The sequence below is a fragment of the Micromonospora chalcea genome, from assembly GCF_002926165.1.
Lineage (GTDB): Bacteria > Actinomycetota > Actinomycetes > Mycobacteriales > Micromonosporaceae > Micromonospora > Micromonospora chalcea.
This window is the reverse complement of the sequence record NZ_MAGP01000154.1, coordinates 125,707-137,881: the sequence shown is the minus strand read 5'-3', so window position 1 is coordinate 137,881 and position 12,175 is coordinate 125,707. Positions and strand designations below refer to the sequence as shown.

Genomic DNA, 12,175 nt, shown 5'->3' with positions numbered 1-12,175 from the left:
AGGCCCAACAGGATGTGCTCCGTACCGATGTAGTTGTGGTTGAGCATCCGGGCCTCTTCCTGGGCCAGGACGACAACCCGTCGCGCTCGGTCGGTGAACCGCTCGAACATGCCCTCGTGCTCCTCACCTGAGTCATCCGGCCACCAGAATACTAAGATTTCATATAGCATTCTGTCTATCCTGGATGCGCGACACGGGCCTCCAGGTGGGCGGCATCCCTTTCAGGGTGGGCCTTCGTCGGAACCGGGTCACGCAACCCGGCACGGCCCGCAACTTCTATCAATAGCTTCGCCATATGAAAAAGAACTCCCCGCCGTCGTCGTTCCGCCCGGCGGCCTTTACGCACGTCCCGGGCGGTGATCACGCTGCTCGGGCGGGTTGGCGGCCTGGCCTGCCGAGTTTCCTGAGCAATAGCTGAGTGTGGCGACGTGGTAACCGGATGTGCCAGTCTCGGGCTCACGCTGAGCCTGGGGGGATAGATGATGGAGAGTCGCGCCTGTTACCGGGTCGACCTGTTGGGTCCGCTGCGCGTGCGGCGGAAGGGGCATCCGGTGGAGCCCGGACCGGCCAAGCAGCGGGCGGTGCTCTCGCTTCTGGCGTTACGCCTGGGCGACAGCGTCCCGGTGAGCGAGGTGGAGGAGGCGGTCTGGGGCGGCGTGGTCCCGCCGAGCGCCCGGTCGCTCGTGCACACGTACGTGGCCCGGCTGCGCCAGGTCCTCGAACCGGAGCATCCGCCGCGGCGCCGGGTGCGGGTCATCGCCTCGACCGTCACCGGGTACTCGCTGCGCGCCGAGACCGTCGAGACGGACGTCGCGCGGTTCCGCCGCTGTGTCGCCGAGGCCGAGAAGCGGATCGGCGAGGGCTGCCGTGAGGAGGCGTTCCACCTGCTCGGGCAGGCGCTGGACCTGTGGCGCAGCCCGACCCTCGGTGAGCTGCGCTCGCTGCTGCACGACAACATCGAGGTGGAGGCCCTGGGTGCGGCCTGGGTGGCGACCTCGCACAGCTACGTCGGTCTGGGGCTGCGGCTGGGACGCGCCGCGGCGGTGCTCGACACCGCCACCCGGCTGGCCCGGCTGGAACCCCTGCACGAGGCGATCCAGGCCGACTATCTGGCCGTGCTCGGCAGCAGCGGGCACCGGACCGTGGCCCTGCACCGGTACGCCGACATCACCGAGCGGCTCCGTACCGAACTGGGCGTCGACCCGGGGGAGGAACTGCGGGCGGTGCACCGGGCGCTGGTGCGCCCGGCCGGCCGTCCACCGGTGCCCCGGCCGGCGCCGGCGGTGCCGGCCGCAAGGCGCAGGCCCGGCTGCGGGCCGATCTCCGGGCCGCTGCACTGGCGGGCCGGGGACATCGCCGACCTGGCGGCCCTGCTGGCGAAGTACCGCGCGGTGACCGTCACCGGCGCGCCCGGCTGTGGCAAGTCGGCGGTGACACTGCGCGCCGCCCACCAGGCCGCCCGCGTCTTCACCGGCGGGGTCCTGACGGTGGACACGCTCGATCTCAGTGACCGGCGGCAGCTGGAACGCCGGCTGGCCCGGATGCTCGGGGGCAACGGCGCCGAGGATCCGGTCGAACTGCTGCGCGACCAGCCGACACTCGTGGTGCTGGACAACGCCGAGCACCTGGTCGACGCGTGTGCGGTGGTCGCCGACCGGCTGTTGCTGGCGTGCCCGGACGTGGCGGTGCTGACCGGCTCGCGTCAGCCGCTCGGGCTGCCGTACGAGCGGGTCCAGCGCCTGCATCCGCTCCCGGTGCCGCAGCCGGGCGGATGGCCGTCGGTCCTGTCCAATCCGGCGGTCGCGCTGCTCGCCGAACGGGCGGCCCAGGCCCGCCCCGGGTTCCGCCTCGACCGTCCGGTCGCGGAGGTCGCGGTGGAGATCTGCCGCCGGCTCGACGGCCTGCCGCTGGCCCTGGAGATGGCGGCGGCGTGCCTGGCCACCGAGAGTCTGGACGGGGTGCTGCGCAAGCTGGAGGGACCGCTGGACGGACTGCGCCCGCCCGCCGCCGGACCGGAGTCACGCCACACGTCGCTGCGGGCGATGCTCGACCGTAGCGTCCAGCGCCTCGACGTGGCCGAGCGTTGTCTGTTCCAGCGCGTCGCGTTGCTGCCGGGGGTGTTCGACCTGGCGGCCGCCCAGCGGTTCTGGCGGCCCCATCCGTCCGGGCCCACGGACGTGCGGGTGGTGCTCGCCGCCCTGGTGGACAAGTCCCTGGTGATGCCGGTCGGGACGACCGGCGGCCGGTACCGGATGCTCGGCCTGCTGCGCCGGCTGGCGCTGGAGACGGGCACCCCGGGGGCCGTGACGAGTCCCGCCGCCGAACTGCCCCTGCCGCTGTCCCGGCCGTTGCTGCCGGCCGGCGCGGCGGCCGTGCCGGACTGACCGGCGGCCGTCGCGACGGCCCGCTCCCCGCCGGGGGAGCGGGCCGTCGCGTTCTGGATGCCGATGACACCTGACGATGCCTCAGGCATTGACAGCACGCTTTAAAAACACATAGCTTGAAGTTCGGCGGGACCGGTCGGGTCCGGTCCACCAGCGGCCCTCAGACCGCCGCTGACCCCTGCCGACAGACATTGGAGGTGTCTGGCTTGAGCACCAGAGAGACCTACGAGTCCCTGAACCTCGAACCCAAGCCGATCCGCCCGCACATCCTCGCCGCGGCAACCGTGGTCTTCGGCGAGGACTACTACTCGGGCCGCCGCGAGACGATCAACCTGTCCGGCTTCGTGCAGCTCAACAAGTGGCCCATGCCGGGCTTCGAGCACAAGGTCGACGAGAACGGCTACGCGCAGTTCGCCACCGAGCTGATCAGCGCGCCCGAGGTGGGCATCAAGGGGTTCAGCTACGAGTTGGACGACCGCATCCAGGTCCTGTCCAACCCGTTCCTGCCCAACAGCGGGCACGTGCGGCAGATCGTGCCGGGCAAGAACTTCCCGGCCGAGTTCTACATCCGCCGCTTCGGCATCCTGGAGTCGAGCACGCTGCGGCTCGCCCACCGCAACGTCATCGACATCTACGGCGTGGTCGACAGCGTCCCGCCGTTCAAGAAGCCGCTGACCGGGCCCTACCTGGGCAAGCCGCGCGGTGACGGTCCCTTCGACGTGATGGCCGCGCCGAACGTCGTCAAGGGCACCACGCTGCCGGAGGCGTGGTACCCGGCCAACGACGAGAACCAGCCGGTCGGGATCACGCCGAACCTGTTCTTCGCGCCCAGCGCCGGCCCGTGCATGTCCATGCTGGTCGACCCGTCCATGATCATGCAGACCTCGCTGGAGGGGCAGATCGAGGTCGAGGTCAACGGCAAGACGGTGCGGGTCGACCTGGCCGGGGACTACCGCAAGGCGGCCGGCGCCGAGGTGCTGCTCTTCGGCCCGGACAAGCACGACGAGGGCCCGGGCGTGCTCGCCCAGCTGGCCCGCGTCGCGGTCGTCGGACACAGCCCGGAGCTGGGTGGCCGGGTCATGCTGCGGGCGAGCTGGCCGCGGGTCTCCGGCGGCACGCTGGGCGAGGGCAACGAGGACAGCCTCAGCCGGCTCAAGTTCCCCGGCGACCTGCACATCGACGCCGAGTTCGAGCTGGTCACGCCGCACGAGACGCTCTACGCCGCCAACTCCGTGCACGTCAACGGCAAGATGCGCGGCATGGAGGCCACCGGCACCGAGCTCAAGCTGGACGGCTCGGACACCGCCCTGGTCACCGTGGACGAGCAGCCGAAGGCTCGCCTCACCGGCGTCAACCTGGTGATGCGGGACGCGCTGGTCGGCGAGCACGCCGCGGTGAACGCCTGACCGACGGGTCCGCTTGACGGGCCTGCCGGCCAGAGGTTCTACTAGTAAAACCAATAGCAACGTACCGTCACGATGTCCCTCCCGGCTGCTACGGCGGTCGGGAGGGACGCGCGCTCAGGGGGTACCGCGTGGACCAGCGGCTGCTGCTCATGCACCAGATGATGCTCGGCGACGCGCCCCGGCTGCGGGCGTACGACAGGGCGCTGGAGGAGGCCGTCACCCCCGGCGACGTGGTGGTCGACGTGGGCGCGGGGCTGCTCGCGCTCTCCCTGCTGGCGCTGCGGCACGGCGCCGAGCACGTGTACGCGGTCGAGGCCGACCCGGCCACCGCCGCGGCGGCGGCCCGCATCATCGAGGCCAACGACCTCAAGGGACGGCTCACCCTGGTCACCGGCGACGCCCGTACGGTCCGGCTGCCCCGCAAGGCGGACGTGCTGGTCTCCGAGATGATGGGAAACCTCGGCCCGGAGGAGGAGATGGCCGAGGTGCTGCACGTGATCGCCCGTCGCCACCTGCGCCCCGGCGGCCGGGTGGTGCCCCGGCGGCTGCGGACCTGGCTGGCCGCGGCCGAGTTCGCCGACGAGGGCTGGGGGCTGTGGGGCGGCGACTTCTACGGCTACCGGCTCGACCCGGTGCAGGAGCTCGTGGCCCCGGCGGCCCAGCTGCACTTCTTCCAGCGTCCGCCGAAGCTGCTGACCGAGCCCACAGTGGTGCTCGACCAGGCGCTCGACGGCCGGTCGCCGTCCCGGCAGACGCTGCGGCAGCGGCTGCCGGTCATCGCGCCGGGGAGGCTGCACGCCGTGCTCGGCTTCTTCACCGCCGACTTCACCGACGACGTGACGCTGTCCAACTTCCCGTCGTACCCCGGATGCAACTGGGCGGTCTGGGTGTGGCCGCTGCGGCACACCGACGTGGCCGAGGGCGACGAGCTGTCCGTCGCCCTGCGCCGGCCGGCCCGGCGCGACGTCCGCGCCGTGACCGGCTGGCGGCTGGAGTGCGGCCTGTCCCGGCAGAGGAGGTCCTGATGCCCTTCGCGGTGGGTACCGTCCGCGACATTCCCGTCCGTGGCGCTCTCAAGCTCTGCGGCCTGACCTGGTCCGCGGAGTGCCTCTGGTTCTCCGAGGCGGTCTCCAGCCAGATCGCCTCCCTGGACCCGATCAGCGGCAAGGTGGTCCGCCGGCTCGACTGCCCCGGCGTGCGCACCGACCTGACCACGATCGGCGGGCGGCTGCTGCAGGTGGCGGGCGACGACCGTGTGCTGCGGCTGGTCGATCCCGAGGACGGCGAGCTGCTCGGCGAGTTCGGCAACCCGCGCCCCGGCAACGTGCTGTGCGGGCTGGAGGCGACCCGGCACGGGCTCTGGCTGGGCTACGAGGACCTGCGCCAGGTCGACCTGCGCGACCCGGACGGTTTCGGGCTGATCGACACGTTCCCGGTCCGGCAGCCGATCGCCGGCCTGACCGTCTCCGACAGCTACCTCGTCTACTCCGACCGCGACGCGGCCACCATCAACCTGTACGACGTGGCGGCCCGCCGGGAGGTGGCCGCCTACTCGGTCGCGGGCAACCCGACCGGCATCACCTGGGACGGCCGCCGCATCTGGTACTGCGACTTCACCACCCTGCAGCTCCGGGCGATCGAGGTGCCGGGCATCACGAAGGGTTGACGTCCATGGCGACCACGCGCGCTCTGCTGGCCCGCTCGACCCGGATCGGCGCGGTCGGCGCCGCCCACCTGCTGCCGGTGCTGCCGGCGGCGCTGGTCGAGGCGGTCCGAGGTGACCGGGCGGCGGCCCGCCGGCTGCTGTACCGCCGTCTCACCACGTTGCTGATGCGGCTCGGCCCGACGTTCGTCAAGGCCGGGCAGGTGCTCGGCACCCGGCGCGACGTGCTGCCGGCCGCGCTCTGCGACGAGCTGTCGGTGCTCCAGGACCGGGTCGACCCGATGACCCCCGAGCAGACCAGCCGGGCGCTGGCCGAGGCGTACGGCAGCGAGACGCCCGCGGAGTTCGCGGAGATCGACCCGTCGCCGGTGGCCAGCGGCAGCGTGGCCTGCGTCTACCGCGGCCGGATGCCCGACGGCGCCGAGGTGGCGCTCAAGCTGCGCCGTCCCGGCATCGAGTCGACGATGGCCCTCGACCTCGCGCTGATGCGGCACGGCGCCCGGGTGATGGCCCGGCTGCCGATGCTGCGCGGCGTCCCGGTGCGGGAGGTGGTCGAGAACATGTGCGGAGCGGTGTTCGGCCAGCTCGACTTCGCCCGGGAGGCGGAGAACCTGCGCCGGCTCAAGGAGAACCTCGCCGTGGTGCCCCGGGTCCGGGTGCCCGGCGTACGCGACGACGCCTGCCGGCCGCGCTGCCTGGTCATGGAGTTCATGCCGGACCTCGACGTGGACGTGGCGCGGTCGATGTCGGCGGCCGTGCGAAAGCGGTTCGCCGCCTCCGCGATGACAGCGATCTACCACATGCTCTTCGTGGACGGATTCGTCCACTGCGACATGCACCCGGGCAACCTCTACTTCACCCGGGGCGCCCAGGTGGTGGTGCTCGACGCCGGGTTCAGCGTGCAGCTCACCGAGGAGCTGCGCCGGCTGTTCGCGGAGTTCTTCATGAACATGTCGATCGGGCGCGGCCGGTACTGCGCCGAGATCGTGGTGCGCAGCGGCACCGGCCTGCGGCCGGACGCCGACGTGGAGACGTTCCTGGTCCGGATGGCCGACCTGGTGGAGCGCAGCCACGGGCTGCCGGCCCGGGAGTTCAGCCTGATCGCGTTCGCCGCGGAGATGTTCGACCTGCAACGCCGCTACGGCGTGCACGCCGCGCCGGAACTCATCTTCCCGCTGCTGTCGCTGCTGGTGATCGAGGGGACGGTACGCGAGCTCGACCCCGACCTCGACTTCCAGGAGCTGGCCAAGCCGGTGCTGATGCGGGGGCTCTTCGGCCGCCGGGCCGCCGCCTGACCGCTGGCCGAACGGTCCGCCGGGCCTGGCCGGTCGCTTCGACAGCGCGTCCCCACCTGCGCAAACAGCCGACTAAAATATACGATAGCGGAATGGCACAGACTGGCCTCGCCGGCAAGCGCTCCTACCACCAGTACTGCGGGCTCGCGTCCGCGCTCGACGTGCTGGGCGAACGCTGGACGCTGCTGATCATCAGGGAGCTGCTGATGGGTCCCCGGCGCTACAGCGAACTGCTCGCGGACCTGCCCGGCATCGGCACGAACCTGCTCGCCGACCGGCTCAAGTTCCTCGTCGACTCGGGCGTGCTGCGGCAGGTCGACGTGCACGGCACCGGCGGCCGGCTCTCCTACGAGCTGACCCCGACCGGGCAGGCGCTGCGGCCGATGGTGCTCGGGCTCGCGCACTGGGGCCTGGAGTTCGTCGGTGACCTGAACGCCGAGGACACGGTCCGCCCGCACTGGGGATTCCTCGCCGTGGAGGCGATGTTCCAGTGGGACAAGATCTCCCCGATCGACGAGAGCTACCAGTTCCAGGTCGACGACGAGGTCTTCCGCATCGACGTCGCCGGCGGGGTGCCGCGCGTGGCGAAGGGGCCGTCCGACGACCCGGCGATGGTGGCGACCACCGACGCGGCCACGTTCGTGCGCATCGGCGCCGGGCGGGTCACGCCGCTGATGGCGATGGTCGGCGGGCAGCTCAAGCTGGAGGGCGACATCGACGCGGTGCTGCGCTGCTGCGAGCTGCTCGGCCTGGACGCCGGCGCCGCGCCCGCCGCTCAGACGACCTCCGGTCACTGACCCGCGCCAGGGGGTGACGGGACCGGATCACTATATTATTCTGAACTAGCCTCGGCGTTCGTCGGGGCCCGTCGTCGTCCGGCACGCCGCGCCCGTGCGGCACCTCCCGAGCACTGTGGTCCCACGGGGACGACCGGTCCGCCCTCCGTCGCCCGAGCGCCTGACGGCGTCCGTGCGCGTCGCGGGGGCGACCCCGCGCGGCGCGTACGCCGGCACCGACGACCGGCCGTCAAGCGACAGGAGCCGGCATGACGGACACGGTGCGACACGATCCGGAGGCGCTGCCCAGGGCGGTACGGGACGACTTCCCCCTGCTGGCCCGCCGGGCCGGCGACCTCGTCGCCTACCTGGACAACGCCGCCACCACGCAGAAGCCCCGCGTCGTCCTGGACGCGATGACCGACTACTACACCGGGGCGAACAGCAACGTCGGGCGCGGCTACCACCGGCTCGGCCTGGAGTCCACCGAGCGGTACGAGCAGGCCCGCGAGAGCGTCGCGCGGGCGATCGGCGCGGCGCAGCCGGAGGAGGTGCTCTTTACCGCCGGCACCACCGCCGCGGTCAACCTGGTCGCGGACACCGCCGGGCAACGGGTGGCCGGGCCGGGCCGGCGGGTCGTGGTGACCGGCATGGAGCACAACAGCAACCTGCTGCCGTGGCGCCGGCTCTGCGACCGTACGGGCGCCACGCTCACAGTGGTGCCGGCCGGACCGGACGGGCGGGTCGGGGCCGACCGGTTCGCCGCCGCGCTCGGCCCGGACACCGCGCTGGTGGCGGTCACCCACGTCTCGAACGTGCTCGGCACCGTCAACCCGGTACGGGAGATGACCGCCGCCGCCCGCCGGGCCGGCGCGCTGGTGGTGGTCGACGGCGCCCAGGCCGTACCGCACCGGCCGGTCGACGTGCGCGACCTCGACGCCGACTTCTACTGCTTCTCCGGGCACAAGGCGTACGGGCCGATGGGCGTCGGCGTGCTGCACGGCCGCCGGGACCTGCTCGCCGGGCTGCCCCCGTACCAGGTGGGCGGCGGCACCGTGAAGGGCGTCGCGGCCGACCAGCCGGTCCGCTACCTCGACGGGCCGGCCCGATGGGAGGCCGGCACGCCGCACGTGGCCGGCGCGGTCGGGCTGGCCGCCGCCCTGGACTACCTGCGCGACCTCGGCTGGGACGCGATCCGCCGGCACGACCGGGCGCTGGTCCGGCACGCCGTCGACGTGCTCGCCGCGATCGACCGGGTGCGGGTGGTCGGTGACCCGGCCGCCGACCCCAGCGGCATCGTCTCGTTCGTGGTCGAGGGCATCCACCCGTACGACGTCGGGGCGCACCTGGACCGGCACGGCGTGGCGGTGCGCTGCGGCGTGCACTGCGCCAGCACCTTCCTCGACGAGATGGGCCTGCTCGGCACGGTCCGGCTCTCCTTCGGCGTCTACAACACCACCGCCGAGATCGACCTCGTCGGCGAGCTGCTCGCCGGCGTACGACCGGGTCCCTGGACCACCGACCACCCCGACGTCCGGTTCCTCTGAGCAGCGCCCGGAAGGGAGCGTCATGAGGTTCGACACCCGGCTGGTGCACGTCGGCCAGCGACCAGTGCCCGGCACCGGCGACGTGGTGCCGCCGATCCACCTCACCACCACCTACGACCGCACCGCCCAGGACCCGCCGCGCTACTTCTACGCCCGGGGCGAGCAGCCCAACCGGGAGGCGCTGGAGGAGTGCCTCGCCGCGCTGGAGGACGCCCGGCACGCGACCGTCTACACCAGCGGGCAGGCAGCCGCCACGACGGCGCTGTCGCTGGTGCCGCCGGGCCGGCTGGTGCTCGCCTCCGACGACGTGTACGGCGGCACCCACCAGCTGCTCGCCGCCGCCGCCGAGCGCGGCGTGACGGTCCGGCCGGTGGACTTCGCCGACCCGGCCGAGCGGGACCGCGCGCTCGGCGGGTGCGGCCCGGAGCTGGCCATGGTGTGGCTGGAGACGCCCACCAACCCGCTGCTCAAGGTCGCCGACATCGCCGCGGTGTCCGACCTCGCGCACCGGCACGGCGCGCTCGTCGTGGTGGACAACACGCTGGCCGGGCCGGTGCTGCAACGACCGCTCGCGCACGGCGCGGACATCACGCTCTACAGCACCACCAAGTCCGTCGCCGGTCATCTCGACGTGCTCGGCGGCGCGCTCGTCTACCAGGACGAGGAGCTGCACCGGCGGTTCCTGGCCTACCGCACGGTGGCCGGCAACGCCCCCGGCGGCTTCGACTGCTACCTCACCCACCGCGGCCTGAAGACGCTGTCCCTGCGCACCGCCCGGCAGGTGGAGAACACCCGCGCGGTGGTGGCGGCGCTGCTGGCCGAGCCGAGCGTCGCGACGGTCAGCTATCCGGGCCTGCCCACGCATCCGCAGCACGCGGTGGCGGCCCGGCAGATGACCGCGCCCGGCGCGCTCGCCGCCTTCGAGTACCGCGGCGACCCGGCCAAGCTGCTCGACCGGGTACGCCTGTTCACCGCCGCGGTCAGCCTCGGCGGCGTCCGCTCCCTGATCGAGTGCCCGGCGCTGATGACCCACCGCCCGGTGCCGCCCGAGGTACGCCGGCGTCTCGGGCTGACCGACCGGCTGATCCGGATCTCACCCGGCATCGAGGACCCGGCCGACCTGGTCGAGGACCTGGTCACCGCGCTGCGTGACGGCGCCTGACCCGCTGGCCGGCATTACCGCCCCGCAAAGGAGGAGACATGTCCGCATTCACGACCGGCGGCGCCCCGGTGGTGCTCGACGGAGGACTCGCCACCGAGTTGCAGCGCGCCGGGCTGCCGTACCAGCCCCCGTGGTGGGGCACCGCGGCGCTGCTGGCGGACAGCCGGCGGCGCGTGCTGCGCGACGTCCACGAGCGGTTCCTGACCGCCGGGGCGCAGGTGCTCACGGCGAACACGCTGCGCTGCAACCTGCGGGCGCTGCGCCGCGCCGGACTGGAGGACGCCGGCCTCGGCTGGATGGTGCACGCGGCCGTCGGCGTCGCGCTCGCCGCCCGCAACACGGCCGGCGCGCCCGGCACCCGGATCGCCGCGTCGATGGCTCCGGTGGAGGACTGCTACCGGCCGGACCTGGTGCCGGCCGACGACGAGCTGCGTGAGGAGCACCGCTGGCTGGCCGTTGAGCTGGTCCGGGCCGGGGTGGAGCTGGTGCTGGTGGAGACCATGAACACCGCCCGCGAGGCACGCATCGCGGTGGAGCAGGTACGCGAGGTGGGCGCCCGGGCCTGGGCCGGCTTCGTCTGCGACGACCAGGGCCGGCTGCTGTCCGGCGACTCCCTGGTGGACGCTGCCCGCGCGGTGCGCGCCGCCGGGGCCGAGGTGGTGCTTGTCAACTGCACCGCCCCGGAGGCGACCGAGCGGTGCCTGCGGGCGCTGCGCGACGCCGACGACGGCCCGATCGGCGCGTACCCGAACCTGGAGGACCGCCGCGACGGCGCGCCCGGGCCGCGCCCGCTGCTCGACCCCGCCGAGTTCGGCGACCTGGTCGCCGGCTGGGCGGTGGAGTACCGGCTCGCCGTGGCCGGCGGGTGCTGCGGCGCGTCGCCCGCGCACATCGCCGCGCTGACGGCCCGGCTGAACGCCCCGGTGGCGGCCGTCGACTGACGCCGCCCGCAGGTCCGCCGGCCCGGCGCGGGCCGGGTCAGCCAACGAAGGGAGAACGAGACGGTGAGCGGCTCGACGATCGCACCGCCCGTCGAGGTGGTGCGCAGCCTGCCCGGCCCGGCCGGCTACATGTGCGGCCTGACCTGGGACGGCACCTGGCTCTGGCACTCCGACCAGGACGCCGCGCGGATCTTCGCGATCGACCCGGCGGACGGCGCGGTACGCCGGTCGTTCGCGTACCCGGACGTGCGGGCCGACCTGGGATACGCGGACGGAAAACTGTGCCAGATCGGCGGCCGGCCGAAGCGGATCCTGCTGATCGACCCGGCCACCGGCCAGACCGTCGGGTCGAAGCCGGTACGGCCCTCCAACGGCCGGGTCACCGGCATGGAGACCGGGCCCGAGGGCGTGTGGCTCTGCCTGCGCGCGCCCGCGGTGATCCAGCTACGGGACTTCGAGACCATGACGGTGCAGCGGGAGCACCCGGTCGTGGGGTCGCCCTCGGGCCTCACGTACGCCGAGGGTCACGTGCTCTACGCCGAGTTCGAGGACGGCCTGCTGCACGCGGTCGAGGCGGAGTCGGGCCGGCTGGTCGCCACGGTGCGGCTGCCGGGGCATCCGACCGGGCTGGCCTGGGACGGCGAGCTGGTCTGGTACTGCGACTTCGCCGACCGGCGGTTCAAGGCGGTCCGGCTGCCGGACGTGCTCGGCGGCTGACCGGCCCGGTGGGGGCGGCGGCCCGGCCGCCCCCACCCGCCCGGCGTCAGGGCACCCGGTCGCGCGCGTCGAACTGCTCCTGCCGGCGGTCGCGCTCACCGCCGGGGCCGGCGGACGGCGGCCGGCAGCGGCCGGCGCAGCCGCACGAGCAGCCGGAGGCAGCCGGCTCCGCCCGCTGAGGATCTTCGGTGTCCGGCCAACCGCCGGTGTGGCACGCGATCATCGCTTCTCCCTGCTCTGCGGTGGGACGCGCCGGAGAGCCCGGCGCGGTCGGACGGGGCGGG

The 12,175-nt window shown here is 73.2% G+C and carries 11 protein-coding genes; 10 read left to right on the top strand and 1 reads right to left on the bottom strand.

All coding sequences use genetic code 11. The features are described 5' to 3' along the window. The coding region (locus BAW75_RS33525) for a Clp protease N-terminal domain-containing protein (RefSeq protein WP_146074793.1) at nucleotides 1-110 on the bottom strand (110 nt) is incomplete at its 3' end. A gap of 372 nt (nucleotides 111-482) precedes the next feature. Here BAW75_RS33525 and BAW75_RS26965 point away from each other — a divergent pair. The 10 genes from BAW75_RS26965 (at nucleotide 483) to BAW75_RS26920 (ending at nucleotide 11,891) form a co-directional block, all read left to right on the top strand. Further along, nucleotides 483-2,384 carry an AfsR/SARP family transcriptional regulator gene (locus BAW75_RS26965; protein WP_244206284.1) on the top strand — a complete coding sequence of 634 codons (1,902 nt, stop codon included), beginning with the start codon at nucleotides 483-485 and terminating at the stop codon, nucleotides 2,382-2,384. A gap of 206 nt (nucleotides 2,385-2,590) precedes the next feature. Continuing rightward, nucleotides 2,591-3,790 (top strand): DUF6004 family protein, encoded by a 1,200-nt coding sequence (locus tag BAW75_RS26960; RefSeq protein WP_030499571.1) that lies wholly within the window; start codon nucleotides 2,591-2,593, stop codon nucleotides 3,788-3,790. A gap of 128 nt (nucleotides 3,791-3,918) precedes the next feature. Next, nucleotides 3,919-4,815 carry a 50S ribosomal protein L11 methyltransferase gene (locus BAW75_RS26955; protein WP_043325252.1) on the top strand — a complete coding sequence of 299 codons (897 nt, stop codon included), beginning with the start codon at nucleotides 3,919-3,921 and terminating at the stop codon, nucleotides 4,813-4,815. Next, a complete protein-coding gene (locus tag BAW75_RS26950) occupies nucleotides 4,815-5,456 on the top strand; it encodes an NHL repeat-containing protein (protein ID WP_043325250.1) in 642 nt (213 codons plus the stop codon). Before BAW75_RS26955 ends, BAW75_RS26950 begins: the two co-directional genes overlap by 1 nt. A 5-nt stretch (nucleotides 5,457-5,461) precedes the next feature. Further along, the gene (locus BAW75_RS26945) at nucleotides 5,462-6,748 is read left to right on the top strand and encodes an ABC1 kinase family protein (RefSeq protein WP_104115335.1); all 1,287 of its coding nucleotides are present in this window, start codon (nucleotides 5,462-5,464) and stop codon (nucleotides 6,746-6,748) included. Between the two features lie 92 nt (nucleotides 6,749-6,840). Next, nucleotides 6,841-7,545: a crotonobetainyl-CoA--carnitine CoA-transferase gene (locus tag BAW75_RS26940; RefSeq protein WP_043325247.1), complete on the top strand. Its 705-nt coding sequence runs from the start codon at nucleotides 6,841-6,843 to the stop codon at nucleotides 7,543-7,545. A gap of 248 nt (nucleotides 7,546-7,793) precedes the next feature. Beyond that, nucleotides 7,794-9,071, top strand: a complete 1,278-nt coding sequence (locus BAW75_RS26935; RefSeq protein ID WP_104115333.1) for an aminotransferase class V-fold PLP-dependent enzyme — start codon at nucleotides 7,794-7,796, stop codon at nucleotides 9,069-9,071. Between the two features lie 22 nt (nucleotides 9,072-9,093). After that, on the top strand, nucleotides 9,094-10,233 hold the full coding sequence (locus BAW75_RS26930; protein ID WP_104115332.1) for a trans-sulfuration enzyme family protein: 1,140 nt from the start codon (nucleotides 9,094-9,096) through the stop codon (nucleotides 10,231-10,233). Between the two features lie 38 nt (nucleotides 10,234-10,271). Further along, nucleotides 10,272-11,174: a homocysteine S-methyltransferase family protein gene (locus tag BAW75_RS26925; RefSeq protein WP_104115331.1), complete on the top strand. Its 903-nt coding sequence runs from the start codon at nucleotides 10,272-10,274 to the stop codon at nucleotides 11,172-11,174. Between the two features lie 63 nt (nucleotides 11,175-11,237). Next, nucleotides 11,238-11,891 (top strand): NHL repeat-containing protein, encoded by a 654-nt coding sequence (locus BAW75_RS26920; protein ID WP_064447384.1) that lies wholly within the window; start codon nucleotides 11,238-11,240, stop codon nucleotides 11,889-11,891. The last annotated feature ends 284 nt before the right edge of the window (nucleotides 11,892-12,175 follow it).